The sequence below is a fragment of the Arthrobacter sp. AIWTK1 genome, from assembly GCF_056680535.1.
The window spans coordinates 2,738,477-2,763,494 of the sequence record NZ_CM155287.1; the positions used below are offsets into that span (position 1 = coordinate 2,738,477).

Sequence of the window (25,018 nt, forward strand, 5' to 3'; positions counted from 1 at the left end):
AACTCCTAGCCACGCTCAAGGAACGCCTCCTTCTCCGGGTTCAAATACTCTTCGATTGCCTCCGCCAGGGTGGCATGTTCCGTCAGGCCTGGATCCCCGGCCACGATCCGTTGCGCGTCCTGGCGTGCCTTCGCAATGACGGCCTCATGTTCCAGCACGCGCAGCAGCTTGAGCGTGGAGCGTCCGCCGGACTGGGAGGCGCCGAGGATGTCGCCTTCGCGGCGCAGCTTCAGGTCCTCCTGCGATAGCTCGAATCCGTCGGTCGTGGCTGCCACGGCGTCCAGGCGGCGGCGGCTGGGATGCCCTGGCTCGAGTGTGGTCACGAGGAGGCAGGTGCCAGGCAACCCGCCCCGCCCCACGCGTCCGCGGAGCTGGTGCAACTGGGAGATGCCGAACCTGTCAGCGTCCAGGATCACCATCAGCGTGGCGTTGTGGACGTCGACGCCCACCTCGATCACGGTGGTGGACACCAGCAACTTTGTTTCATTCGCCGTGAAGGATGCCATCGTTGCAGACTTCAGGACGGGATCCTGCCTGCCGTGCAACGGCGCCAGCGAAACGCCGGCCAGCGCGGGTTCGTCCTGGAGGTGTTCGACGACGGCCGTGACGGACGCGAGCTGGCGGGCGGGCCCGTCCCCTTCCAGGTCGGCTGCGGAGGGCTCCGCTTCGCCGGGGCTAAAATCGCCGTCGTCGTCCTCGCCGATCTTGGGACACACGACGTAGACCTGGTGGCCGGCGTCGATTTCTTCCCGTGACCGGGACCAGATGCGCCCGGCCCAACCGGGATTTTCGGCGAGTCCCACCACGTGAGTGGAAATGGGGGCGCGGCCTGCGGGCAGTTCGTCCAGCACCGATGTTTCGAGGTCGCCGAACACTGTCATGGCCACGGTCCGCGGAATGGGCGTGGCAGTCATGACGAGCAGGTGGGGCGGTTTGCTGGCCTTGGCCCGCAGGGCGTCGCGCTGCTCCACCCCGAAGCGGTGCTGCTCATCCACCACGATCAGGCCGAGGTCGTAGAACGAAACGTTGTCGCTGAGCAGCGCGTGCGTGCCGATCACGATTCCGGCGGTCCCTGACACCGCGTCCAGCATGGCCTGCCTGCGGGCAGCCGTGGGCATCGATCCGGTAAGCAGCGTGACCTGCACGGCGTCAGGACCTGATCCGCCCAGCAGGCCGTCCCGGGACAGCGGACCCAGGGTCCTGCGGATGGATTCGAAGTGCTGCGCCGCCAGCACTTCCGTGGGCGCCAGCAGGGCGACCTGGCCGCCGGCGTCAACCACTTGAAGCATGGCGCGCAGCGCAACAATGGTCTTGCCCGACCCCACCTCGCCCTGGAGGAGCCGGTTCATCGGGCTGTCCTGCGAGAGCTCCTCCGCGAGGGTCTTCCCGACGGCGGACTGGCCGGCGGTGAGGGTAAACGGCAACTGGCGGTCGAACGCCGTAAGAATCCCGCCGGCGACCGGCCGGCGTGCCGTGGCCTCCTCGGCTGCCAGCTGGGCCCGTCGCCGGGCGAGGGCGGACTGCAGCACCAGGGCCTCCTGGTACCGGAACCGGTCCCTGGCGCGCTGCCAGTCTCCTGGCACCTCCGGCATGTGGATCAACCGGTAGGCCCGGGCGGCCGGCAGGAACTTCTCCCGCGCCGAGACCTCGGCCGGCAGGGGGTCGTCCAGGAGGTCCAGGTCGACGGTGTCCAGCAGGGTGGAGATCACTTTCTGGATGGACCAGCTGGTGAGCTTGGCCGTTGCCGGGTAGACCGGGATGGGCATGGCGGCGAGCTTCTCCGGATCCATGCCCGGGGTTTCCGGGTCCTCGTCCAGCAGCAGGAAGTCAGGGTTGGTGAGGCTGAGGCTGCCGCCGTACCGGGAGACCTTGCCCGAGAACATGGCCCGTCGGCCGGGGAGCAGCTCGGCTTTGGCCCTGAATCCGTTGAAGAAGCTTACTTTGAGCGTGCCGGCGTCGTCCGTGATCACGACGTCGGTCAGGGTGCCGCGGCGCGCCCGCATAGCGCGCGTGCTGCTGGACACGACACGCGCTATCAGAGTGACCTCCTCATCCAGCGGGACCTCACTGATGGGGGTCAGTTCACCCCTGCTGAGGTACCGGCGCGGGAAGTAGTTGAGCAGGCCGCCCACGGTAGTGATGCCCAGGTGCTTCTCAATGACAGCTGCGGACCGTTTGCCGATGCGGCGTTCCAGGCCCAGTTCAAGCTCAGCGTTCATGTCCGTCGGGGTCCCGCGGCAGTGCGAGTTGGCTGACGGATATGTCCGTGGGCTGACCGAGGGAGCCGATCAGCGCCACGGCCGGTTCCGGGGCGGGCACATGGACGTGCACGCGCCAGCGGTACTTTCCGTCGGCGTCGACTGCGCCGCCCACCTGGCTCATGATCACCGAATCGCCCATTTCATCCAGCCGCTGCCGCAGCGTTGCCGCGTCCAACGGAGAAAGGCTGATGGTGCACATGACCTCCACGCCCTCGTCGTCGGGCATATCGGTATGGATGTGGGGGTCCTGGACGTCGTATCCGTGCAGGCCGTCCAGCATGGCACCCTGAAGTTCTTCACCCAACACAGCGGAGCGCAGGCAATCAAGGATGAGGAGCATCCCCACCCCGCCGGCGTCCACGACATGGGCCTCGTGCAGCGCTGCCAACTGGTCTTCGGTGCGGACCACCGCTTCGAGCGCCGCCTCCACCGCCGCATCCAGGGCGAGCCCCAGCACATGGTTGCTGTCGTCGCCGTTCTGGTCGGCGTCCACTCCGGCGGCAGCGCGCGCGGCAGCCTCCATGACCGAGAGCATGGTCCCCGGAACAGGATCGCTCAACGCCGACCAGGCCCGGATCTGGGCGCGGTTGAGAGCAGCTGCGAGCAGCGGGGAGCTCAGGCGGGTGTGGCCGGCCAGTGGCTCCGCGGCGGCACACAGGAATACCGAAAACAAGGTGCCGGAGTTGCCTCGCGCCTGCTCCATGGCAGCCTGGCCGGCGCGCGCAAGCACCGCCCCGACGTCCTGCTGGCCCGGGGCTCCGCCGGACTGCAGCGGAAAACCGGGGTCAGGCGACGTCGCGGGGCTGTTGAGGGCCTGCGCTGCAGCACGGACCGTCAGGTAGAGGTTGGTGCCGGTATCGCCGTCCGCCACAGGGAAGATATTGATGGCGTTCAGGCGGTCGCTGTGGTTCCCGAGCACTGTTTCAGCCTTGCCCAACCACCGCTTCATCGCTTGCGCGTTGGCGGCAATCTTAGTCTGCAAAGTGATCCCATCCCACAGTGTCCGCGGGCCGGCCCGCTATCTTGACGCCAGTGCTTTCCGTTGGTGCAAGGGCTTCTACTGAGCCTATCGCAGCGAAACCCGGCGGCAGCTGAACGCCTGCGGGGAATGTGGCAAGAAGTCCATGATCTTCCCCGCCGCCCAGCACCCAGGCCATAGGGTCCCCGTCCACCGCATCTGCCGCGGCGGCCAAAGGTTCGGCGAGTTGCTTGAGCACAGCAGGATCGAGATCCAGCACAACGCCGCTGGCGGCGGCAAGGCGGTTGCCGTCCCGGACCAGTCCGTCGGAGATGTCCATCATGGCCGAGGCGCCCGCGGCAAGTGCGGAGGGACCTGCCTCCAGCGGCGGCAGCGGCCGGCATTGCCTGTCCATCATGGTCCGCTGCTCCGGCGTCAACCGTTCAACGGCCAACCCCGACTCCAGCAGGGCAAGGCCCGCCGCCGCGTGCCCCAGCGTTCCAGCCAGGGCGACGGTATCCCCGGGACGGGCCCCCGAGCGCAACACCGGCTCCCGCCCGTCCAAGGTGCCCAGGATGGCCACGGTCACGGCCAATTCCCGGCCCCGGCCGAGATCCCCGCCAGCCACCGAACACCCTGCCGCACCAAGCTCGCGAATGGCGTGCGACAAGCCGTCCGCGAAATCTTCGACCCAGGAGACCCGCGTTTCGGGAGGCAGCGTCAGGCTTACCACCATGGACACGGACCGCGCGCCCATGGCGTTGATGTCGCTGAGGTTCTGCGCTGCGGCCTTCCAGCCGACGTCGAAGCCTGTGGTCCGGTACCCGTTGCGCCACACGAGCCGGAAGTCCTGGTCCTGGACTTGCGTGTCGATGCTGACCACGGTCCGGCCGTCCGGGGCTGCCACAATGGCGGCGTCATCGCCGGGGCCAAGCAGGAGGGCCGTGCCCTCGGCAGGCCCGTTGTTCAGGCGCGGAAAGATCCTGGCAAGGAGCTCGGCTTCGGAAAGTCCGTCAACGGTGAGGTGAGATTCAGGCACACCACTACGCTACAGTCAGGGACCGACATCCGTCCGGACCGGGATAGGCTTAACCGATGCACCAGCTCCGCACCCCGGCTTCCGCCCGTTCGCTTCGACTGCCAGCAACGGCTGCCGCGGTGGTGCTGGCCCTCACGGCCTGCGCGCCGGTAGTGGACGTCGCACCGGCCAAGGACGCGGCCAACCCTGCCTGCGCGCCCATGATGGTGGCCCTTCCGGACACCATGGGTGATGCTGCGCTGCGGAAGACCAACAGCCAGGCAACCGCGGCCTGGGGCGATCCCTCCAAGGTGATCCTCCGCTGCGGGGTCAATGTTCCCGGCCCCACGACCGACCGTTGCGTTAGCGTCAACGGAATCGACTGGGTCATCAAGGAAGGCGACCCCGTCTGGACGCTGACTACCTTCGGCCGCGAACCGGCCACCGAAATCCTCATGGACCCGGACCAGATCAGTTCCGCGACCGTGCTGGCCGAACTGTCCGCCGCGGCCGGGAAGATCAAGGCCACCAGGAACTGCGTGGGCCAGGAAGAACTGCAGAATCTGCCTACCGGGAAATAGCGGGCCAGGCGCCGGGCCCACGCCGGCAGGGTTCCCTGATCGGCAGGGTTCCCTGGCCGACGCGAAGCGAGGTTAGGGTGCCGGTGGGGACTAGCGCAGCCCGGTCTTCCGGTTCAGCGCCAGGTAGATCAGTTCGTCGATGAGTTCGGCGTAACCCAGCCCGGAGGCAGCCCACATCTGCGGGTACATGCTTTTCGGCGTGAAGCCCGGCATGGTGTTGATCTCGTTGATGATCAGCTCGCCGTCGGGAGTGTAGAAGAAGTCCACCCGGCTCAGCCCCTCGGCCCCCACAGCGTCGAACGCGGCCGCAGCAAGCTCACGGACCCGGGCGATTGCCTCCTCGGGAATGTCAGCGGGGCAGCTCAGCGAGGCGGCGTCGTCTTCCACGTACTTCGCATTGAAGTCATAGAACTCGTGCTCCCCCGGCGCGACGGCGATCTCTCCCGGCATGGAGGTCCGCGGCGGTTCCGTGCCCCGGCCTTCCAGGACGGCGCACTCGATTTCGCGGCCCGTGATCCCGGCCTCGATCACCAGCTTGAGGTCATGCTCGCGGGCAGCCGCGATGGCTGCGTCCAGGCCCTCCAGGGAGTCCACCTTGGAGATGCCCATGGACGATCCCGCCCGGGCAGGCTTGACGAAGACGGGGTAACCCAGCAGGTCGACGCGTTTGCGGACGGATTCCGGGTCAGTGAGCCACTGCCGGTCCGTCACGGCGATGTACGGGCCCACCTGCAGGCCGGCGGCCTCAAATACCACCTTCATGTAATGCTTGTCCATCCCGACGGCGGACGCCAGGACACCGGCGCCGACGTAGCGGGTATCGGAGAGCTCCAGCAGTCCCTGGATGGTGCCGTCCTCACCGAACGGGCCGTGAAGCAGCGGGAAGACAACGTCCACGGCACCGAGTTCCTGGGGAACTTCGTTCGGGGACGCCACAATCAGCTGGTGCTCTCCGCCGATTTCGGCAAGTGTGACCGTGCGGGCAGACGGTGCCACCTCGGGAAGCGAGGAAGCGGAGAGGGACCATTGACGGGTGTCCCCGGGGGCGAGGACCCACTGTCCGGTCTTTGCGATGCCGATGGGGATCACGTCGTACTTGTCGTAGTCGATGGCCCCGAGGACACCGGCGGCCGTCACGCAACTGACAGCGTGCTCGCTGGAGCGGCCACCAAACAAAACGGCGATGCGCGGTTTGGCGTGGCCGGACCCGGTGTGCTTGTTCAATACTTCTTCCGACACAGTCAGTAATCGCCTTCGGATTTCAGGTCCCGGGCCAGCAGTAGCGGTCCCAGTTCGTCAACGGACAGTTTTCCGGCCAGCACGGCAACCACGGCCGCGGTGATGGGCATCTCGACGCCGAGCTTTCCGGCGAGTTCATGCACGGCCTGGCCGGACTTGATCCCTTCGGCCGTTTGGGTCATTTCCGCGGTCACCTGTTCCAGCGTGAGCCCGTTGCCCAGCAGGCGTCCGGCCGTGTGGTTCCGGGACAACGGCGAGGAGCAGGTGGCCACGAGGTCGCCCAGGCCGGCGAGGCCGGCCATGGTCTGCGCTTCTCCCCCGAGGGCAAGGGCAAGCCTTGAGGTCTCCGCGAGCCCGCGGGTGATGACGGACGCCTTGGTGTTGTCACCCATCCTCTTGCCTTCGCAGATACCCACGGCGAGTGCAATGATGTTCTTCACGATGCCGCCGATTTCAACACCGACGACGTCGGTGGTGGTGTAGGGGCGGAAATACGGTGCGGTGCAGCTGCGGGCGATCCAGGACGCCACTTCCGCGTCCGCGCAGGCCACCACGGAGGCGGTCGGTTCCTCGCGGGCGATTTCCATGGCCAGGTTCGGCCCGGACACCACCGCAATCCGGTCCGGCTTGATGCCCAGTTCCTCACTGATGACCTCGCTCATGCGGGCATCGGAGCTGAGTTCCAGCCCCTTCATCAGGGACACCACAAAGGCAGCCGGCGAAATCAGCCGCCGCCACTCGCGCAACTGCAGCCGCAGCGACTGGGCCGGCACCGCGAGAACCACCAGGTCCGCACCGGCGAGCACGTCCGCCACGTCAGTGGAGGCAGTGATGCTGTGCGGGAGGTCGATGTCCTTGAGGTACTGCGGATTCCGGTGCAGGGTGTTGATCTGGTCAACCACCTCGCTGCGGCGTCCCCACAGCCGGATGCTCCGCTCAACGCCGGAGGCCGTGGCGGCGTCGGCCAGGATCTTGGCAAACGTGGTGCCCCAGGAACCGGCACCGAGGACTGCGACCGACGTTGCTGAGCCGGTTACGGTCGGAGCGGGGGTCATTTGCCGCCCTCCTCGATGATCCGTCCGTGCTTGCTCTGGTTGTGGGCGGCCGGATCCCACCGCTCAGCGGGAGGCTGTTCCGACCGCAGGGTGGCCAGCAGCCCGGTGATGGCGTCCATGATGACTGCCGTGGCGGCGGTCAGCGTTGCCTTGTCCAGCGGACGGCCCTCAAAAGCACTCAGGTCCACGGGGTCGCCGACAATGACGCGGGAGGTCCGGCGGGGGAACAGGTGGAAGCGCTTCGCGTAGCGCGGGAAGACCTGGTGTGCTCCCCAGTGGGCCATCGGAACCACCGGAATGCCGCTCTCCAACGCCATCCGGGCAGCACCGGTGTGGCCCTTCATCGGCCACAGCTCCGGGTCCCGCGTCAGCGTACCTTCGGGGTAGATGATGATGGCGCCGCCTTCGTCCACCACTTCCTTGGCGATCTGCAGCGAACGGTTGGCGCCCGCCGTCGAACGTTCCACCGGGATCTGCTTGGTGGCCCGCAGCACAGCTCCGAGGACCGGCACCTTGAAGAGGCCGCCCTTGGCCAGGAAGTGCGGCATCCGCTTATGGTTATAGAGCAGGTGACCGATCACCAACGGGTCGATCTCGGTGCAGTGGTTGGGTGCGGCGATGAAGCCGCCTGCCGGAAGCTTCTCCAGCCCTTCCCACTTCTTGTTCATGAGCAGGTTCATCACGGGCCTGACGATCCCGGCGACGATGACAAAGGTGGTGCGGCTCTTGGCCGTTTCCTTCACTGGGACCCCGTTACTTGGCTGCGGTGATGTCGAAATCGGCGCCCAGGCCTGCGAGCTTCTCGGTGAAGCGCTCATAGCCGCGGTTGATGATATCGATGCCGGTCACCCGGGACGTGCCGGTGGCGGCCAACGCGGCAATGAGGTGGCTGAAGCCGCCCCGGAGGTCCGGGACGTCGATGTCTGTGCCCTTGAGCTGCGTCGGTCCCGAGATGACGGCCGAGTGCAGGAAGTTGCGCTGGCCGAAACGGCACGGCACGCTGCCGAGGCATTCCCGGTGCACCTGGATGTTGGCGCCCATCCGGATGAGGGCGTCGGTGAAGCCGAAACGGTTCTCGTAGACGGTCTCGTGGACGATCGATACGCCTTCTGCCTGCGTCAGGGCCACAACCAGCGGCTGCTGCCAGTCCGTCATGAATCCCGGGTGCACGTCCGTTTCGAGGACGAGCGGGTTCAGCTTGCCGCCCCGGTGGTAGAACCGGATGCCGTCCTCACCGATGTCCATGCCGCCGCCCACCTTGCGGTAGGTGTTCAGGAAGGTCATCATGTCCCGCTGGGAAGCGCCTTCGACGAAAATGTCTCCGCGGGTCACCAAGGCCGCTGACGCCCAGGATGCGGACTCGTTCCGATCCGAGAGGGCACGGTGGTTATAGCCGCCGAGGTCCCTGACGCCTTCGATGCGGATGGTGCGGTCCGTCTGGACGCTGATGATGGCGCCCATCTTCTGCAGCACGGCAATGAGGTCGATGATTTCCGGTTCCGTGGCGGCACCGGACAGCTCCGTGATGCCTTCAGCCCGGGTGGCGCTGAGCAGGACCTGCTCGGTGGCCCCGACTGACGGGTACGGCAGGGAGATTTTGGCGCCCTGGAGTCCCTTGGGCGCGGAAATGTGGATGCCGCCCGGACGTTTTTCGACGACGGCGCCGAACTGGCGCAGCACGTTGAGGTGGTAATCAATAGGGCGGTCGCCGATCTTGCAGCCGCCAAGGTCGGGAATGAACGCTTCACCGATGGCGTGGATCAGCGGACCGCACAGCAGGATGGGAATCCTGGAGTCGCCGGCGTGGGCGTCAATCGCGGTGCTGGACGCGGTCTTGGCGCCCTTCGGATCCAGGGTCAGGTCCCCGGTCACCGGGTCCTTTTCCACCGTGACGCCGTGAAGCTGGAGCAGGCTGGTGACAACCTCGACGTCCTTGATTTCAGGGACGTTGCGCAGCACGGACGGCTCGTTGCCCAGCAGGGCGGCCACCATGGCCTTGGGGACAAGATTCTTGGCCCCGCGAACGGTGACGCGTCCAGTTAGCGGGACGCCTCCGCGGATTGTCAAAACACTACTCATATACCGGTTTCCTCACGACTACTCGCCCCCAAATCCTTACAAAGGCTCCAGCTAAGCATAGGAGCTAGCGTTACCGATCTGAAATGCGGCGCGTTTTTCCAGACGGCGCGGCGGGGCGTGGCCGTCCGGCGGAACCGTCCCGTCTAGGACAGCCGTGCAGGCAGGGTCTTTGGCTTGAAAGCGGGCCTTGTGGCTTCGTAGGCAGTGATGTCTTCCTCATGCTGGAGGGTCAGCCCGATGTCATCCAGGCCTTCCAGGAGGCGCCAGCGCGTGTAGTCGTCGATCTCGAACGGCGCCACCACGTTGCCGCACATCACGGTCTTGGAGCCGAGGTCTACGGTCACTTCGGTGCCCGGGGCGTTCTCCAGCACTTTCCAGATGAGTTCGATGTCGTCCTGGGCGACTTCGGCAGCCAGGAGGCCCTGCTTGCCGGAGTTTCCGCGGAAGATATCGGCGAACCTGGAGGACAGCACGGCCTTGAATCCGTAGTCCTTCAAGGCCCACACTGCGTGCTCACGGGAGGACCCGGTGCCGAAGTCAGGTCCGGCCACCAGCACGGAGCCGGCACTGAACGGTTCCTGGTTCAGGATGAAGGCCGGGTCCTTGCGCCAGGCCGCAAACAGTGCGTCCTCGAAACCCGTGCGGGTGATGCGCTTGAGGTAGACGGCCGGGATGATCTGGTCGGTGTCCACGTTGCTCTGGCGCAGCGGGACGCCGACGCCGGTGTGGGTGCTGAACTTTTCCATGGCGGATCCTTTGGTGCTGGGTAGGTGTGGGCTGCTGCGCGTGTGGACTGCGCTGCCTAAGCGGCGTTATCTAGGCGGCGCTGCTGCGGACGGCGGCGGACTCCGGAGCGGGGTCCAGGTCCGACGGCGAACTGAGCGTGCCGCGCACCGCGGTCGCTGCCGCGACTACCGGTGAGACGAGGTGGGTGCGGCCGCCCTTGCCCTGGCGTCCTTCAAAGTTGCGGTTGGAGGTGGATGCGCAGCGCTCCCCCACCTCGAGCTGGTCCGGGTTCATGCCCAGGCACATGGAGCAGCCGGCAAAGCGCCATTCGGCTCCAAAGTCCTTGAAGACCTTGTCCAGGCCTTCCGCTTCGGCTTCGAGCCGGACGCGTGCCGAGCCCGGGACCACGAGCATCCGGATGTCCGGGTCCTTGGTGCGGCCGCGGATAATGTCCGCTGCCGCGCGAAGGTCTTCCATCCGGGAGTTGGTGCAGGAGCCCAGGAAGACGGTGTCCACCCGGATCTCCTTCATCGGGGTGCCGGCTTCCAGCCCCATGTACTGCAGTGCCCGTTCGGCCGCGGCCTTGGCGTTTTCATCGCCGAAGTCCTCCGGCGAAGGCACCTTGGCGGACAGCGAAACACCCTGGCCGGGGTTTGTGCCCCAGGTGACGAAGGGCTCCAGCGTGTCGGCATCCAGGTCCACCTCGACGTCGAACGTCGCGTCGTCGTCGGACCGGAGCGTGTTCCAGTATTCGACGGCGGCGTCCCACTCCGCACCCTGCGGCGCATGCGGGCGCCCGTACATGTAGTCGTACGTGGTCTGGTCCGGAGCGACGAGCCCTGCGCGTGCCCCGGCTTCGATGGACATGTTACAGATGGTCATCCGGGCTTCCATGGACAGCGCACGGATCGCGGAACCCCGGTATTCGAGGACGTAGCCCTGCCCGCCGCCGGTGCCGATCTTCGCGATGACCGCCAGGATGATGTCCTTTGCCGACACTCCGGGGCGAAGGGTTCCCTCGACGTTGATCGCCATGGTCTTGAACGGCTTCAGGGACAGCGTCTGGGTGGCCATGACGTGCTCCACCTCGGAGGTGCCGATGCCCATGGCCAGTGCGCCGAACGCTCCGTGGGTGGACGTGTGCGAGTCGCCGCAGACCACAGTCATTCCCGGCTGGGTCAGGCCGAGCTGCGGCCCCACAACGTGGACGATCCCCTGCTCCGCGTCGCCCAGCGAGTGCAGGCGGACCCCGAATTCCTTGCAGTTGTTACGGAGGGTCTGGATCTGGGTCCGGCTGGTGAGATCGGCGATAGGCTTGTCGATGTCCAGCGTGGGGGTGTTGTGGTCCTCGGTGGCGATGGTGAGGTCCGGGCGGCGCAGTGGACGCCCGGCGAGCCGCAGCCCTTCGAAAGCCTGCGGCGACGTGACTTCATGCACCAGGTGGAGGTCGATGTAGAGAAGGTCCGGCTGGGCGTTGGCACCTTCGCCGTCGCCTTTGCGCACCACGTGCGCGTCCCAGACTTTCTCGGCCAATGTCTTTGCCATGGCCATCTCCCTTCACTGCTGTTGGCTGTTTATATCCACTGAACCAGCACAGCCTCGTAATACGCCAGCCAAATGATTTGCATCTCAGATATTGAGACGGCAATATCATTACATGGACAATTCTAGTGGCGTCGGTGTCATCGATAAAGCGGCCCATGTGCTTGACGCACTTGAGGCGGGGCCCACCACTCTGGCGCAGCTCGTGGCTGCCACCGGACTGGCGCGGCCGACTGTACACAGGCTCGCCCTGGCACTCGTCCATCACCGGCTTGTCAGCCGCGACATCCAGGGCCGTTTTGTGCTCGGCAGCCGCCTGGTGGAGCTCGCCTCCGCCGCCGGCGAGGACAGGCTCATCGCCTCCGCGGGACCCGTGCTGATGCAGCTGCGCGACGCCACCGGCGAAAGCGCCCAGATCTTCCGCCGGCAGGGTGACTGGCGGGTCTGCGTCGCCTCTGCCGAACGCCCCATCGGGCTCCGCGACACCATCCCGGTGGGTACGCAGCTGTCGATGAAGGCCGGCTCGGCCGCCCAGGTGCTCCTCGCCTGGGAGGACCACGACCGGCTTCTCGAAGGGCTGCAGGCGGCGCGCTTCACGCCCACGGTCCTGGCCGGAGTACGACGGCGGGGCTGGGGCCAGAGCCTCGGCGAACGCGAGCCGGGGGTCGCCTCCGTTTCCGCACCTGTCCGGGGTCCGTCCGGACGCGTGATTGCCGCGGTGTCCATTTCCGGTCCGATCGAGCGCCTGACCCGCCAGCCGGGCCGGCTGCATGCCGAAGTCGTCTGCAATGCCGCCCGGGTGCTGACCGAGGCGCTCCGCAAGAACAACGACTGACACCGCGGGCACAGCCCAGTCAGTGGCCGCCCCGCCGGCACCGGGTATTAGGCTGTGCCAATGAACAGCTATGCGGTCTTCCTCCGCGGCGTCAACGTGGGCGGAATCAACATCAAAATGGCGGATCTCAGGAGCGCCCTGGCCGCACGGGGATTCGCCGACGTGAAGACGCTCCTGGCCAGCGGCAACGTTGCCCTGTCCAGCAATCTCGGGGCGGCTGCAGTCAAGGACGACGTCGAAGCCTGCCTGCGCCAGGCCTTTGGCTATGACGCCTGGGTGGTGGTGATGGCTGCCGCCCGGGTTGCCGCGCTCGTCGAGGCGTGCCCGTACCCTGCCGAGGACAAGGCGACGCACACCTACATCACGCTCAGTTCGGACACGGCCGTGCTGGACGAGCTGTTCGAGGCCGGTTCCCGGCTGGACGGAACGCAACAACAGCGCCTGGGTCCTGAGGCCATGGCCTGGCTGGCACCCGCCGGCGGCACGCTGGCCAGCCCGTTCAGCAAGCTGTCATCCAAGGCCCGCTACAAATCGACCACCACGACGCGTAACCTTCGCACCATGATCAAGGTCCGCGACGCCACGCAATCGCTGGAACAGGGCTAGACGCGGCGGGCGGATTTCACGGCAGCATTGTAGGACTTGAGCCGGCTGACTTCCACTTCCACCGGCTCAACCACCAGCCTGTCCGCGACCGCGGCCACGGCTGCCCTCAGCTTCTTCCCCGCCGCGGCACCCCGCAGCCGGGCTGCCGCACCGGCGATGACCTTGCCGGCGATGGCCAGCACCATGCCCAGTAACACTCCACCGGCGATCATCAGTGTCGGAACGGGCCACCCTTCCACCCGTGGTACTTCCGGCACGGGCAGCTGGAGGTACCCCAGCCCGGCCAGGACCCCGAGCCAGCCGACGCCGCCCAGAGCCGCAACGAGGGCCAGCCATTGGATGACATTGAACAGTCCCCACCACCACGATGTGCGTCCGGCTAGCAGGTCGGTGCCGGCAATGGCCTGATCCAACGCGTCCGGCAACTGCTCCCGGCCCTCACGTGCCGCACTGCGGATGGCCGCGCGCCATGGTCCCGGTGCCCCGTCGCTGGCCGCATCCGCGAAGTCCCGGACGGCGGCGTCTGTCCTGGCCCGTTCCGGAGCACCCGCCGGCGGCAGCGATGTCCTGTTGACTTCGTAGTTGCCGCCCTCGCGCCGCAGGTTCAGCCGCCGCAACGGGTCCGGACGGAAGCGGACCAGCCAGCGGGTCAACGGCCAGCCTGTGCGCCGGGTGGCTTCCTGACGGTACGACCGCGACACAGCATCTACCACGAGCGGGACGTTCGCGGCGGAGGCCAGCTCGTTTGCAAGCCGGGACCTGGTGCCTGCTTTGACACCCGCGGCCTCCCCGGTTCCGGAGGCATCCACAAGCCCGGCGGAGGCCTTGGAAACATCCGCTGCGAGCCGCTGCGACAACGCTTGCCGTTGCACCGCTACGTGGCGGATGGCCGCCCGGACTTTATCCACGCCCGTCCCCTCCAGCGCAGAGGCGCCAAGGACCTGCACCTTCCCCAGGCCGTCCCGGGCAAGGATGGCTTTGAGGGATTCCAGCACGGGCCCGATGTCCGACGCCGGCAGCCGGTCAACCTGGTTGAGGACCACCAGCGTGACCGCTCCGTGCGAAGCCAGGGGTGTGAGGAAGTCGTTATGCACCGCGGCGTCCGCATATTTCTGCGGGTCCAGTACCCACACCAGCACGTCCACCAATCCCACCATCCGCTGGACAATCTCCCGGTTGGCGGCCTTCGTTGAGTCGAAATCCGGCAGGTCCAGCAGGATCAGGCCGGTGGATTCGTCGGCGAACCCCGGCACCGCTGAGGAATGATGGCGTTGTGTAACTCCGAGCCAGTCCAGCAGCGGCTCGCTGCCCTCTGCTCCCCAGACACCCGCCAGCGGTTCGGACGTCGTGGGTCGGCGGACCGCCGCCGTCGCGATTTCAGCGCCGCTGACCGCATTGAAGAGCGAGGACTTGCCGCTGCCCGTTGCACCGAAAAATCCCACTACGGTGTGGTCCGAGGACAATGATCGGCGCGAACTGGCGCGCTCAAGGACCCGAAGCACTTCATCCAGCGCCTCGTCCGGCAGCACCCCGCCGGCAAGCTCCCGCGCGTCGTTCAGGGCCTGCAGGCGGGCGTCAAGCCGGGAGGCTTCCCGGGTTCCACTGTGCCGGCTCATGCAGCGCCCGCCAGTTGCTGGAGGGCGCGCGCATGATCGGAAAGGACCTCGGGCGGAACACCGGTGCTGAAGTCGAGGCGGTCAAGGAAGCGCTGCTGCTCTGCCTGCAGCAGCTTGTGGCACCTCGCGTTCAGGTCCTCGCGCGCAGTTTGCGCGAGGCGCCGCACGGCGTCCTCGCCGAAGACGGCTTCCAGGAGCCGCTGACCTACGACGGCGGTACCTCCCGCCACGCCGATCTCCAGCCCAGTGAGCCCGGCAGTCATGGAGAAAACAACGATCATCAGGGCTGCCCCGAGTCCGTTGACACCGAAGGAAAGCCACCGGGCCTGGGTCCGCTTCCCCTGGCCCTCCGTCCGGATGAGCTCCATCAGCGCCCCCTGCCAGGCACGGATCTCTGCCGCCACCGTGTCGGCAAACCCGGCACTGGTGCCGGAAAGGTCGTCCGTGCCCAGGAGCTGGCGGCCCGCAGGGTCGGATCGCCAGCGCTGGTCTGCGTCCTCGGACGCGTTGGCGGCTTCGTCCATGATGACCGCCTGCAGCCCCGTTTCAATGGCTGTTTCCACCTTGACAGCGGGAGCGGGCTCGCCGCGGAAGAAAGCGCCCATCCGGTCCCGCATCCGACCGATGTTCTGTTCCAGGACACGGAAGAATTCCCCGGTACCGACGAAGTCCTGCCAGCGGGCCAGAACTTCGCCGCGCAGGAGGGCACCGTCCCGCGTAGCGTCAAGAATCCTGGCGCCGGCATCCTGATAGGCGTTGCGAACATCCCGGGCCAGGACATCCCGGGATTGCTGTTGCTCCCTCGTGGCCTGCGCCAGGGCGGCCACGCGGCCGCTGAGCGCCCGAACTGTCCCGTTCAGGGTCCGCCGGGCAATGTCGGCCCTGCCGGCAGAGTCCGCTGCCAGTTCACGCAGCCAATGACCCAGGGGTTCCACGGCCCCGCCGGGCAGCATTCCAAGAACGTCGAGAGTCACCTCCGGAATGATGAACAGCCGGGCTGCGCCCAGGCCCTCCCGCTGCAACATGGTCCGGAGGTCCGCGCTGACCTCCGCCTCGGCGGCCGGGGGCACGCGGTCCAGCACCACCGCCACCATGATGTCCCTCGACGCAGCGTCGAGGAGCAGCTTCCAGGGCACGGCGTCGGCATAACGGTTGGCTGTTGTCACAAATACCCAGAGGTCGGCTGCAGCGAGCAACTGGCCGGCAAGCGTCCGGTTGCCGTCCGAGACGGAATCGACGTCGGGAGCATCCAGGATGGCGATGCCTTCCGGCACTGCAGGGTGCCCCAACAGCACCAGGGAGGATATTGACGCGCTCTCCGGAGCAGCACCGGCCCGGTTCGCGGGCAGCGGGGTTTCCACCACTGCGCCCCGAATGCGGCTCAGGTTCGGCAGTACCCGCTGGTCCTCGAACCAGCCGGAATCCGCCGGGTTATGGAGCAGGATCGGCTGCCTGGTGGTCGGCCGGATGGCACCGGCCCTCGTGACCGGATGTCCCACCAGGGCGTTGACCAAAGTTGATTTGCCGGCTCCGGTGGATCCGCCCACGACTGCCAGCAGCGGAGCGTCCAGGCTGCGGAAGCGCGGGAGCATGTAGTCGTCCAGTTGCGCCAGCGCGTTCCTGATGTCGAGTCGGGCCGCGTCCGCACCGGGCAGCGCGAGTGGCAGCTCGGCCTCGGCGAGGTCCCTGCGGACGGCCTCGAGCAGTTCCACGGCTGCGGCCGCCCTGGTGTTCTGCGCAGCCGGGCGCTGGGGCGAACTCTCAGATGGGGATGTCACAGCTTCATCATGCCAGTTCAGCCCGCGTCCGGCCCGGGCATCGCCCCGGGAAGTCCCCTCCAGGCGGTCATATCCCCCTCGCGGTTCCAGGGGAAAGGACCATTCGGCGGGGAATAGCAGGGAAAGTATCCGGACACATAAAAGCGGCCCCGGGCTATTGCCCGGGACCGCTTTAGTGGTGACCCCAGCGGGATTCGAACCCGCGTTACCGCCGTGAGAGGGCAGCGTACTAGGCCGCTATACGATGGGGCCGCGTACTTCCAGATAGCATTTCTGCCATCAGGCTCAGTGATTGTTTCATAAACCGAGCCAGTGTTTCAAATCGGATAAACCGCTTGAAACCCCTGATCTTCCGCATCGAAATGCGGCTTTCTCAGAGCTGGGATACCAGGACTCGAACCTAGAATGACGGTACCAGAAACCGTAGTGTTGCCAATTACACCATATCCCAATGGCACTTTCGGACCGGATGTTCAGGCCTAAACCTTCGCTCCCGGCGCCTCAGCACGAGTAATTACTTTACCCGAGAGTTTTGACTGGCACAAATCGAGGCCTCCGGCCTGCCCCGCGGCCAGCGAACCGGCAGCGCCGGCACCCCGGCCTGCCCGTGGCGCGAAAAAATCCTTGCAAATACAGGGCAGATAAGTTTACGCTCGGTAAGTTACCGAAGAGTAACCATGCCACTGCCCCCGTCCGGACGGCAGCTCCACGCTCATTTCCGAATGTTAGCTGCATCACGGCCGGGCGCCCGGGGCCAGCCGAGTACCCACCATCGTCGAGAGGAACCATCCGTGCCACAGAGTCGTGCCACTGCTGCCCTGAATGCCCGCACCCGCGGCCAGCAGATCGCCATAGCGGTCCTTGCCTTGCTCCTGATTGCCTTGCTGGGTTTTTACACCTTGGTCACCGGCCGCATCACTGACGGTTCAGCGCGCCTCAAGGACGGGGCCGGCCAGGCGTCCGCCGGCGCTGACCAGCTCGAGGAGGGCGCCGGGAAGCTCGCCACGGGTGCCACGCTGGCAGACACAGGGGCAGGCAAGCTCTCCGCCGGGGCGCAGAAGATACATGCCGGCATCATCAACAAACTCGCTCCCGGCGCGGACCAGCTCCAGGCCGGCGCCGGGAAGCTCGCGGCAGGCGCGGTGAAAATCGAGGCGGACGTCAACAACAAGCTCGCCCCGGGGGTGTACAAAGTCGATGACGGCGCCGCCAAGCTTGCTGCCGGAGCGGTGCAACTCTCTGCGGCGCTGACCCCCACTGCTTCGGGAACCGCGGAAAACAACCTCGCCGACGGCGCCACCAGGCTCTCCGACGGCGCGTCCCGGCTGGAGGCCGGGGCCGGCCAGCTTGCCGCAGGAACGACTCAGCTCAAGGGCTATCGCGGGGCCAACGGCAGCCCGGAAGCCGGCACGGGAACCGCGGCCCTGGCCCAGGCCTTGGAGCTGTTGCAGGCTGCCGCCGACGATCCCGTCCAGGGGCTCGTGCCGCTCTCCGTGGTCAAGGACAAGATCGCCAAAATCACGGCCGGTGCCCGCAAGCTCGACGCCGGAGCCGCCCAGCTCCAGTCCGGGGCCACCCGGCTCCATGAAGGCTCCGGAGAGCTGCGTGCCGGTGCCGGGCAGCTGACTGCGGGCTTCACCACCCTGAGCGCCAAACTCAACAGCCAGGATCCGGAAAACCCCGGGGTTGTGCTTGGCACGCGACTCCTGGCCGACGGGACCGCCAGAATCAGGGAGGGTATGGACGGCGTACCCGGGAACACGGACCGCCCGGGCCTGCTCAAGGCGGCGGCCAGCATGACCGAGGGCTCCGCCCGGCTTGCCGCCGGAACCACGGCGCTGAACGCAGGCATCAAGGGCGACCCGGCGGATCCCGCGAATCCGGGGCTCCTGAAAGGTTCCGAGGCCCTGGCCGCCGGAGCATCCGAACTCTCCGAGGGCAACACCAAACTGGCGTCCGGTTCAACAAAGCTCGCCACCGGGGCGGGCAGGCTCGCCGAGGGGAATGCAAAGGTGGCAGCCGGGACGGAAACGCTGCACTCGAGCGCAGCGGCGGTGTCTCCGTCGGACGTGGCCGGCCGGCCCGATGCCGGGACCGCGGTGGGCATGGTGGGCGCGCTGGGCCTCGGTTCAGTGGGCGCCTTCATGGCGCTGCGGATCAGGCGGAAGGTTGGACAGTCCGCCTGATCCGGCGGGCGCTGCTACCCCAGCAAATCCACGAGTGAACCCACCTGGTGGCCGGAAAACGCCGACTCCGTTTCCCCGCTGCGGTTCAGCCAGACGCCCAGCAGGCCGGCCGCCGTCGAACCTTCCGCATCCAGCAGGCGGTTGTCTCCCACATAGAGCGTCTCAGCGGCACTGCTGCCCAGGAGGCGGACGCCCTCGAGGTAAATGGCCGGATCAGGTTTGGGAACGCCCACGGTGTCGGTTCCCACCAGCACCGTGATCCGTTGCAGGCCCGCGGTATCCAGCTTCACCCGCTGGTAGTCGTGCACATTGTTGCTGACCGCACCGTAGGGAATTCCTGCCGCGTCGAGGGCATCCAGGACCGGGCCCACGTCCTCGAACGCACGGACGTAGCCGTGCTGCAGGGCCGCATAGGACGTAACCCAGGCATGGGACTCCTCGCCGTCTTCCAGTTCCACTCCGAAGTGTCCCAGGGCAGCCCGTCCCCGGAGCAGCCGCTGCTCGTTGAAGGTCAATTCGCCGGCCAGGTAGCGGTCGTAGAAATGTGTGGTTTCGTGCGTGAAGATGCGCCCGAACTTCTCCCACCCGGCCTGGTCCAGGCCGGGCAGGAGATGTTCGCTGACATCACGCAGCGCCGTGGTCATGGCGTACTCAAGGTCCACCAGGGTGTCGTCAATATCGAACAGGACACCCCGGATCACGCCGAAGCCCGTGTGCAGGACACGGCCGCCGTCGCCGCGCATGGCAGTCATCAGCCGCGGAAGGCGTGCAGGCGGGCCAGTGAGGAAGCCTTGCCCAGGATGACCATGGATTCAAAGAGCGGCGGGGAAATCCGGCGCCCCGAGATGGCCGTCCGGACCGGACCGAAGGCCAGCCTCGGCTTGATGCCCAGATCCTCCACGAGTGCCTTCTTCAGCGCCGCCTGGATGCTCTCGGCATTCCAGTCGGCAACGGCGTCCAGTGCTGCGGTCGCGGCGTCCAGGACCTCGGTGAGGTTTTCCGGAAGTCCCTTGCGGGCGTCATCCGCGACGTCGATGGCGTCGTCGTTCTTGAACAGGAAGGAAATCATCTCCGGTGCCTCGCCCAGCAAGGCGATGCGTTCCTGGATCAGCGGCGCGGCCTCGGCAAGGATCTCCTCTTCGCGGGGGGTCAGGGTCTCCCCCACCAGGTTGGCTGCACGGAGGTACGGAACCAGGCGGCCCCTGAAGTCGTCAGCGTCCAGCATCCTGATGTGGGTGCCGTTGATCGCTTCGGCCTTCTTGATGTCAAAGCGCGCCGGGTTGGCCAGGACGTCGTGGACGTCGAAGTGCTCGATCAGCTGTTCCACCGTGAAGATGTCTTCGTCGGCGGACAGGCTCCATCCCAGCAGCGAGAGGTAGTTGAGCAGGCCCTCGGGGATGAACCCGCGGTCGCGGAGGAGGAACAAGTTGGACTGCGGATCGCGCTTTGACAGCTTCTTGTTGCCCTCGCCCATGACGTAGGGAAGGTGGCCGAACACCGGCATGTAGCTTGCGACGCCGATCTCCATCAGGGCGCGGATCAGCACCACCTGGCGGGGGGTGGAGGACAGCAGGTCCTCGCCGCGCAGCACGTGGGTGATCCCCATCAGGGCGTCGTCCACGGGGTTCACCAGCGTATAGAGCGGGGAGCCGTCGGCGCGGACAATGACGTAGTCGGGGATGCTTCCGGCCTTGAAGGTGATTTCACCGCGGACCATGTCGGTGAAGGTGACGTCCTCATCAGGCATGCGGACACGGAGTACCGGTTCGCGGCCCTCCGCCTTGAACGCGGCAACCTGCTCGGCACTGAGGTCGCGGTCGAAGTTGTCGTAACCAAGCTTGGGGTCGCGGCCGGCGGCACGGTGGCGGGCCTCGACTTCCTCCGGCGAGGAGTAGCACTCGTAGGCGTAGCCGGCTTCCAGCAGCTTGGCAACCACGTCCTTATAGAGGTCAAGACGCTGTGACTGGCGGTACGGCTCGTGCGGTCCGCCCGTTTCCACTCCCTCTTCCCACGAGATGCCCAGCCACTTCAGGGCCTCGAGCAGCTGCTCGTAGCTCTCTTCCGAGTCCCGCGCCGAATCCGTGTCCTCGATGCGGAACACAAAGGTCCCCTGCGTGTGCCGGGCGTACGCCCAGTTAAACAGCGCCGTACGGATCAGGCCCACGTGCGGGGTGCCGGTGGGCGACGGGCAGAACCGCACCCGGACCGGGGTTTCGGCGGTGACGGCAGGACTGGAGACAGCGTTGGACACAGAAGGAGTAGTCATAGTGACTCCAACTTTACCGCCTGCCCGGGGGCTCGGCCCCGCCCTCAACTTCGCCGCGGAGACGAACAGCCGCCCCGGGTATCCCGGGGCGGCTGTCCTGGCTTCGGTGTGCGGTTGGGGCTACCGCCGTACGACCGGATTGGAGAGCCGGCCGATGCCTTCGATTTCCACGTCAAAACGGTCGCCGGCTGAAACCAGGCCCACGCCGGCGGGCGTGCCGGTCATGATCACGTCGCCGGGAAGCAGCGTGAAGGCCTGCGACACGACGGCGACGAGCTCACGGACACCCCGGATCATCTGGCTCGTGCTGCCGTCCTGGCGAAGTTCACCGTTCAGCCAGCCCTGGATCCGGAGGTCGTCGGTGTCCAGTTCAGTCTCGATCCACGGCCCCAGGGGCGCCGAGGTGTCAAAGCCCTTGGCCCGGGCCCACTGCAGGTCGGTCTTCTGGACATCCCGGGCAGTCAGGTCGTTGCCGCAGGTGTAGCCGAAGATGACGTCGTCAACCCGGTCCTCGGGTACGTCCTTGCAGATCCGTCCGATGACCACGCACAGCTCGGCCTCGAAGGAAACCTCCTCGGAGAACTCGGGCAGCACGATGGGATCATTGGGCCCCACCACCGACGTGTTGGGCTTCAGGAACAGCAATGGCTGCTGCGGCACTTCGTTGCCAAGCTCCTTGGCGTGCTCAACGAAATTGCGTCCGACGCCCACCACTTTGCTGCGCGGAATGATGGGTGCGAGCAGCCTGACGTCCTCAAGCTTGTACTTGACGGTGCTGCGTTCAACGCCGTTGAAGAATGGGTCACCCTTGATGACAGTGACTTCCTCACTGCCGGGCTCGCCTTCGACAACGCCGTAAAGGGGATCAGAATCAGCTACAAACCGGGCGATACGCATGGCTCCAAGCGTACCGTCTCCGGCGCGCGCGCCGGACTACGCGGCAGGCCGGGCGGCGTGTGCCGGCACCTGCCAAGTCACTGACCCGGAGGCGTTGTGGTGGTGCGGCTGCCCAGGCGCAGGTACTGGAGCTGGGCAGCCACGGAGAGTTCCGCTGCGGGCCGCACGGCCGGATCGACGGCGGCGTACACGGCGTCGGCCACCTCAGCCACCTCAGCGCCGGCGCCAAGGCTCTCGAGGGCCGTGCGGATCTGCCCGAGGCGGTCCTCGCGGTGGTCCCGGTAGGCGCGGACCACCGTATCCAGGGCAGGAAGCATGGGTCCATGGGCCGGGAGGACGGTCGCAGGGCCCAGGCGTTCCAGCCGGTCCAGCGAAGCCAGGTAGTCACCCAGGGTGCCGTCGGGATAGTCCAATACCGTGGTTCCGAGGCCCAGGATCGTGTCGCCGGTGAGGACCGAACCCCGGGCACCGTCCCCGGGCAGATGGAAGCAGACCGAGTCGGAAGTGTGGCCGGGTGTCGCCAGCACGCGGATCTCGGCCCCGGCGGCGTGGATGACTTCACCGTCCGCCAGCGGGATTCCTCCGTGGCAGTGCGCGGGGTCCTTGGCGCGCACGGGGGCTCCGGTCAGTTCGGCAAACCTGGCGGCGGCGGCAGTGTGGTCCGCGTGCCGGTGCGTAAGCAGGATCAGCTCGACGGCGCCTGCCCGGGCCAGCTCCTGCAGGTGCGGCTCATCCAGCGGGCCGGGATCCACCACAACAGTCCCGGCCGCACCGGGGGCCGCAATCACGTAGGAGTTGGTCCCGTGCAGGCTCATCGGCCCCGGGTTGGGGGCCAGCCTGAAGCGGGTCAGCGTGGTGGTGCGCACGATGGCACGGGGGTCGTCCGGGATCACGGTTCCATCTTCCCACCGAAGCCGCAGTCGCACGAGCGGTCATGTCGCGAGCAGCAGTACCGCCGGCGGCCCGGTCCGCTCCGGTCAGGAGAAACCGCCACGCCCGGCCGCGTGCCTGGCGATCAACCACGACGGCGGCCCCGCACCGGAAGGTGCGTGCCGCCGTCGAAGGTTGCCTTGAACTGGGTCGTGAAGCCTAGGCGAGCCGGGTCAGCCAGCCGTGCGCGTCAGGCACGGTCCCGGTCTGGATCCCAAGGAGCTGCTCGCGGATGGCCATGGTGGTCTCCCCTGCCTTGGCATCCTCGGAACCGATGAACTCCGTGGCGTCCTTGAGCACGCCGATCGGGGTGATCACGGCCGCCGTCCCGCAGGCGAAGACCTCGGTGATCTCGCCCGACGCAACGCCGTCGCGCCATTCGTCGAGGGTGATCTTGCGCTCGGTGACGGTACGGCCCATGTCCTTGGCCACCTGCATGACGGACATCCGGGTGACGCCCTCCAGGATGGTTCCGGTCAGGGCGGGCGTGACCAGCGAGCCGTCCTTCATCACGAAGAACACGTTCATGCCGCCGAGTTCCTCAACGGCGTTGTCATTGAACTGGTCCAGGAAGAGGACCTGCTTGCAGCCGTGGGCTTCGGCCTCCTGCTGGGCGATCAGGGATGCCGCGTAGTTGCCGCCGCACTTCGCCGCCCCGGTGCCGCCGCGGCCTGCGCGGGCGTACTCACGGGAGATCCAGATCGACACGGGCTTCAGCTCGCCGCCGAAGTAGTTGCCGGCAGGGGACGCGATGACGCGGAAGGAGACTTCCCTGGCCGCACGCACGCCGAGGAAGGCCTCGGTGGCGATCATGAACGGGCGCAGGTAAAGGGCCTCTCCGTCCCCGGCCGGAACCCACTCCCGGTCGGCCTGCACCAGTTCGCGGATGGCACCGAGGAAATACTCTTCCGGAAGTTCCGGCAGCGCCAGCCTGCGGGCGGACTTGTTCAAGCGGGCGGCGTTTGCCTCCGGGCGGAACGTCCAGACCGAGCCGTCGGCGTGGCGGTAGGCCTTGAGCCCCTCAAAGATCTCCTGGCCGTAATGCAGCACAGCCGCCGACGGGTCAAGCGAGATGGGACCGTATGCCTCGATGCGCGCGTCATGCCAACCGCCCTTGCCGTTCTCGTCGACGCTGTAGTCGACGATCGCAGTGTGGTCGGTGAAATAGTTGCCGAAACCCGGGTTCGCCAGGATGGCTGCACGCTCTTCAGCAGACTTCGGGGTTACCGAGGGCTGATGGGTGAATTCGACGCCATGGGCAGTCTGAGTCATGGTTCCTCCACGGTCGGCTGCCTGGTGTGTGAACGTGGTTCAGCGTCGGACCACGGCAGCATTATTGGTGATTCGAGACAAGCTTACGCCCGATGCGGGACCCTACAGGGCGGCGGCGATTGCGTCGCCGATCGCGCTGGTGGTGCGTTCCCGGCCATCGCGGCTTTCGACGTCGGCAATGACTGCGGCCTCGATCTTCTTTGCTGCATCCGCATAGCCGAGGTGGTCCAGCAGCAGGGCCGCCGACAGGATTGCCGCCGTCGGATCAGCTTTTTGCTGGCCTGCGATGTCGGGGGCGGATCCGTGCACGGGTTCGAACATGGACGGGGCGGTGCGTTCCATGTTGATGTTGCCCGATGCCGCCAGGCCGATGCCGCCGGTGATGGCAGCGGCGAGGTCGGTGATGATGTCGCCGAACAGGTTGTCCGTGACGATGACATCGAAGCGTGCGGGGTCGGTGACCATGAAGATGGTTGCAGCGTCGATGTGCAGGTAGTCGTGGGTCACATCCGGGAATTCCTGCGCCACCGCTTCAACGGTCCGCTTCCACAAGTGGCCGGCATAAACAAGCACGTTGTGCTTGTGCACCAGTGTGACGTGCTTGCGCGGACGGTCGCTGGCGCGGCGGAACGCGTCGCGGACAACCCGTTCCACGCCGTGGGCAGTGTTCAGCGAAACCTCGGTGGCAACCTCGTGCTTGGTCCCGGCACGCAGTGTGCCGCCATTGCCGACGTACGGACCTTCGGTGCCTTCCCGGACCACGATGAAGTCGATCTTGCCGGGATTGGCCAGCGGGCTGCCTACGCTGCCGAAAAGGCGCGACGGGCGCAGGTTGACGAAGTGGTCAAGGCTGAAGCGGAGCTTCAGCAGCATCTCGCGTTCAATGATGCCGGACGGGATCCGGGTGTCGCCAGGGGCCGCACCGACGGCGCCGAACAGGATGGCGTCCCGCGTCCGGAGATCGTCAAGGACTTCCTCCGGAAGTGTCTCACCCGTCTCGAGCCAATGCTGGGCTCCCAGCTTGTAGTGGGTCTGGTCCAGGGTGACGCCTTCAGCGGCCACAACCTTCTCCAGTACCTTCAAGGCTTCGGCGATGACCTCGGGGCCGATGCCGTCGCCGGGAATGACAGCAAGATTAATCGTGGATGCGCTCATGTTTTCAGGGTAGCCAAG

Annotated in this window: 21 protein-coding genes and 2 tRNA genes; 4 read left to right on the top strand and 19 right to left on the bottom strand. The window is 66.6% G+C overall.

Annotation, left to right across the window (positions count from 1 at the left end; genetic code table 11):
• Positions 1-5 precede the first annotated feature (5 nt).
• Genes AC1MDG_RS12620 through AC1MDG_RS12630 form a run of 3 tightly spaced genes read right to left on the bottom strand, consistent with a single transcriptional unit; the run spans position 6 to position 4,258 of the window.
• Positions 6-2,219, bottom strand: coding sequence for an ATP-dependent DNA helicase RecG (locus tag AC1MDG_RS12620; RefSeq protein WP_479804199.1), 2,214 nt, complete (start codon positions 2,217-2,219; stop codon positions 6-8).
• A complete protein-coding gene (locus AC1MDG_RS12625; RefSeq protein WP_479809092.1) occupies positions 2,209-3,210 on the bottom strand; it encodes a DAK2 domain-containing protein in 1,002 nt (333 codons plus the stop codon). The genes AC1MDG_RS12620 and AC1MDG_RS12625 overlap by 11 nt, the downstream gene beginning before the upstream one ends.
• 22 nt (positions 3,211-3,232) lie before the next feature.
• Complete coding sequence (locus tag AC1MDG_RS12630) at positions 3,233-4,258, bottom strand: thiamine-phosphate kinase (protein ID WP_479804201.1); 1,026 nt, start codon at positions 4,256-4,258, stop codon at positions 3,233-3,235.
• Positions 4,259-4,314: 56 nt separating this feature from the next.
• Between AC1MDG_RS12630 and AC1MDG_RS12635 the strand changes: the two genes are divergently transcribed.
• Positions 4,315-4,818, top strand: a complete 504-nt coding sequence (locus tag AC1MDG_RS12635; protein ID WP_479804203.1) for a DUF3515 domain-containing protein — start codon at positions 4,315-4,317, stop codon at positions 4,816-4,818.
• A gap of 90 nt (positions 4,819-4,908) precedes the next feature.
• Here AC1MDG_RS12635 and AC1MDG_RS12640 read toward each other — a convergent pair whose 3' ends face one another.
• The 6 genes from AC1MDG_RS12640 to leuC all read right to left on the bottom strand — a co-directional run bounded on the left by AC1MDG_RS12640 (position 4,909) and on the right by leuC (position 11,462).
• Entirely contained in the window at positions 4,909-6,057 is a 1,149-nt protein-coding gene (locus AC1MDG_RS12640) for a D-alanine--D-alanine ligase family protein (protein ID WP_479804205.1), read from the bottom strand.
• Positions 6,058-6,059: 2 nt separating this feature from the next.
• The gene (locus tag AC1MDG_RS12645; protein WP_479804206.1) at positions 6,060-7,112 is read right to left on the bottom strand and encodes an NAD(P)H-dependent glycerol-3-phosphate dehydrogenase; all 1,053 of its coding nucleotides are present in this window, start codon (positions 7,110-7,112) and stop codon (positions 6,060-6,062) included.
• Positions 7,109-7,855, bottom strand: a complete 747-nt coding sequence (locus AC1MDG_RS12650) for a lysophospholipid acyltransferase family protein (protein WP_479804208.1) — start codon at positions 7,853-7,855, stop codon at positions 7,109-7,111. Before AC1MDG_RS12650 ends, AC1MDG_RS12645 begins: the two co-directional genes overlap by 4 nt.
• A 10-nt stretch (positions 7,856-7,865) precedes the next feature.
• On the bottom strand, positions 7,866-9,191 hold the full coding sequence (gene murA / locus AC1MDG_RS12655) for a UDP-N-acetylglucosamine 1-carboxyvinyltransferase (RefSeq protein ID WP_043482405.1): 1,326 nt from the start codon (positions 9,189-9,191) through the stop codon (positions 7,866-7,868).
• A gap of 143 nt (positions 9,192-9,334) precedes the next feature.
• Positions 9,335-9,937 carry a 3-isopropylmalate dehydratase small subunit gene (gene leuD / locus AC1MDG_RS12660; protein WP_043482407.1) on the bottom strand — a complete coding sequence of 201 codons (603 nt, stop codon included), beginning with the start codon at positions 9,935-9,937 and terminating at the stop codon, positions 9,335-9,337.
• A gap of 70 nt (positions 9,938-10,007) precedes the next feature.
• Positions 10,008-11,462 (bottom strand): 3-isopropylmalate dehydratase large subunit, encoded by a 1,455-nt coding sequence (gene leuC / locus AC1MDG_RS12665; protein WP_479804211.1) that lies wholly within the window; start codon positions 11,460-11,462, stop codon positions 10,008-10,010.
• Positions 11,463-11,574: 112 nt separating this feature from the next.
• Between leuC and AC1MDG_RS12670 the strand changes: the two genes are divergently transcribed.
• Both AC1MDG_RS12670 and AC1MDG_RS12675 read left to right on the top strand, forming a co-directional pair.
• A complete protein-coding gene (locus AC1MDG_RS12670) occupies positions 11,575-12,294 on the top strand; it encodes an IclR family transcriptional regulator (protein WP_011692361.1) in 720 nt (239 codons plus the stop codon).
• Positions 12,295-12,354: 60 nt separating this feature from the next.
• Positions 12,355-12,900 (top strand): DUF1697 domain-containing protein, encoded by a 546-nt coding sequence (locus AC1MDG_RS12675; protein ID WP_479804213.1) that lies wholly within the window; start codon positions 12,355-12,357, stop codon positions 12,898-12,900.
• On the opposite strand, the gene AC1MDG_RS12680 is transcribed toward AC1MDG_RS12675, so the two are convergent.
• The 4 genes from AC1MDG_RS12680 to AC1MDG_RS12695 form a co-directional block, all read right to left on the bottom strand.
• Positions 12,897-14,516 carry a GTPase gene (locus AC1MDG_RS12680; protein ID WP_479804215.1) on the bottom strand — a complete coding sequence of 540 codons (1,620 nt, stop codon included), beginning with the start codon at positions 14,514-14,516 and terminating at the stop codon, positions 12,897-12,899. The genes AC1MDG_RS12675 and AC1MDG_RS12680 overlap by 4 nt on opposite strands.
• Positions 14,513-16,294, bottom strand: a complete 1,782-nt coding sequence (locus tag AC1MDG_RS12685) for a dynamin family protein (protein WP_479804217.1) — start codon at positions 16,292-16,294, stop codon at positions 14,513-14,515. The genes AC1MDG_RS12680 and AC1MDG_RS12685 overlap by 4 nt, the downstream gene beginning before the upstream one ends.
• Positions 16,295-16,470: 176 nt before the next feature.
• Positions 16,471-16,546 (bottom strand) — tRNA-Glu (locus tag AC1MDG_RS12690).
• A 127-nt stretch (positions 16,547-16,673) separates the two neighbouring features.
• Positions 16,674-16,745: transfer RNA gene (locus AC1MDG_RS12695), tRNA-Gln, on the bottom strand.
• Positions 16,746-17,085: 340 nt separating this feature from the next.
• Here AC1MDG_RS12695 and AC1MDG_RS12700 point away from each other — a divergent pair.
• The gene (locus AC1MDG_RS12700; RefSeq protein WP_479804219.1) at positions 17,086-18,480 is read left to right on the top strand and encodes a hypothetical protein; all 1,395 of its coding nucleotides are present in this window, start codon (positions 17,086-17,088) and stop codon (positions 18,478-18,480) included.
• Positions 18,481-18,494: 14 nt separating this feature from the next.
• On the opposite strand, the gene AC1MDG_RS12705 is transcribed toward AC1MDG_RS12700, so the two are convergent.
• The 6 genes from AC1MDG_RS12705 to AC1MDG_RS12730 form a co-directional block, all read right to left on the bottom strand.
• The gene (locus AC1MDG_RS12705) at positions 18,495-19,232 is read right to left on the bottom strand and encodes an HAD family hydrolase (protein ID WP_479804221.1); all 738 of its coding nucleotides are present in this window, start codon (positions 19,230-19,232) and stop codon (positions 18,495-18,497) included.
• Positions 19,232-20,746 (bottom strand): glutamate--tRNA ligase, encoded by a 1,515-nt coding sequence (gene gltX / locus AC1MDG_RS12710; RefSeq protein WP_479804223.1) that lies wholly within the window; start codon positions 20,744-20,746, stop codon positions 19,232-19,234. Before gltX ends, AC1MDG_RS12705 begins: the two co-directional genes overlap by 1 nt.
• Before the next feature lie 120 nt (positions 20,747-20,866).
• Positions 20,867-21,643 carry a fumarylacetoacetate hydrolase family protein gene (locus AC1MDG_RS12715; RefSeq protein WP_043482418.1) on the bottom strand — a complete coding sequence of 259 codons (777 nt, stop codon included), beginning with the start codon at positions 21,641-21,643 and terminating at the stop codon, positions 20,867-20,869.
• A gap of 77 nt (positions 21,644-21,720) precedes the next feature.
• Entirely contained in the window at positions 21,721-22,536 is an 816-nt protein-coding gene (locus AC1MDG_RS12720; protein ID WP_479804225.1) for an MBL fold metallo-hydrolase, read from the bottom strand.
• A 196-nt stretch (positions 22,537-22,732) separates the two neighbouring features.
• Entirely contained in the window at positions 22,733-23,845 is a 1,113-nt protein-coding gene (locus AC1MDG_RS12725) for a branched-chain amino acid aminotransferase (protein ID WP_479804227.1), read from the bottom strand.
• A 102-nt stretch (positions 23,846-23,947) separates the two neighbouring features.
• Entirely contained in the window at positions 23,948-25,000 is a 1,053-nt protein-coding gene (locus tag AC1MDG_RS12730) for a 3-isopropylmalate dehydrogenase (protein WP_479804228.1), read from the bottom strand.
• Positions 25,001-25,018 lie beyond the last annotated feature (18 nt).

What these genes read in the sequence shown, in the direction of transcription:
- AC1MDG_RS12645 (WP_479804206.1), bottom strand. Translation starts at nt 7,112, where the DNA reads ATGACCCCCGCTCCGACCGTAACCGGCTCAGCAACGTCGGTCGCAGTC.
- AC1MDG_RS12705 (WP_479804221.1), bottom strand. Translation starts at nt 19,232, where the DNA reads ATGACTGCCATGCGCGGCGACGGCGGCCGTGTCCTGCACACGGGCTTC.
- AC1MDG_RS12680 (WP_479804215.1), bottom strand. Translation starts at nt 14,516, where the DNA reads ATGAGCCGGCACAGTGGAACCCGGGAAGCCTCCCGGCTTGACGCCCGC.
- AC1MDG_RS12715 (WP_043482418.1), bottom strand. Translation starts at nt 21,643, where the DNA reads ATGCGTATCGCCCGGTTTGTAGCTGATTCTGATCCCCTTTACGGCGTT.
- AC1MDG_RS12675 (WP_479804213.1), top strand. Translation starts at nt 12,355, where the DNA reads ATGAACAGCTATGCGGTCTTCCTCCGCGGCGTCAACGTGGGCGGAATC.
- AC1MDG_RS12670 (WP_011692361.1), top strand. Translation starts at nt 11,575, where the DNA reads ATGGACAATTCTAGTGGCGTCGGTGTCATCGATAAAGCGGCCCATGTG.
- leuC (WP_479804211.1), bottom strand. Translation starts at nt 11,462, where the DNA reads ATGGCAAAGACATTGGCCGAGAAAGTCTGGGACGCGCACGTGGTGCGC.
- AC1MDG_RS12725 (WP_479804227.1), bottom strand. Translation starts at nt 23,845, where the DNA reads ATGACTCAGACTGCCCATGGCGTCGAATTCACCCATCAGCCCTCGGTA.
- AC1MDG_RS12620 (WP_479804199.1), bottom strand. Translation starts at nt 2,219, where the DNA reads ATGAACGCTGAGCTTGAACTGGGCCTGGAACGCCGCATCGGCAAACGG.
- murA (WP_043482405.1), bottom strand. Translation starts at nt 9,191, where the DNA reads ATGAGTAGTGTTTTGACAATCCGCGGAGGCGTCCCGCTAACTGGACGC.
- AC1MDG_RS12730 (WP_479804228.1), bottom strand. Translation starts at nt 25,000, where the DNA reads ATGAGCGCATCCACGATTAATCTTGCTGTCATTCCCGGCGACGGCATC.
- AC1MDG_RS12635 (WP_479804203.1), top strand. Translation starts at nt 4,315, where the DNA reads ATGCACCAGCTCCGCACCCCGGCTTCCGCCCGTTCGCTTCGACTGCCA.
- leuD (WP_043482407.1), bottom strand. Translation starts at nt 9,937, where the DNA reads ATGGAAAAGTTCAGCACCCACACCGGCGTCGGCGTCCCGCTGCGCCAG.
- AC1MDG_RS12625 (WP_479809092.1), bottom strand. Translation starts at nt 3,210, where the DNA reads ATGAAGCGGTGGTTGGGCAAGGCTGAAACAGTGCTCGGGAACCACAGC.
- gltX (WP_479804223.1), bottom strand. Translation starts at nt 20,746, where the DNA reads ATGACTACTCCTTCTGTGTCCAACGCTGTCTCCAGTCCTGCCGTCACC.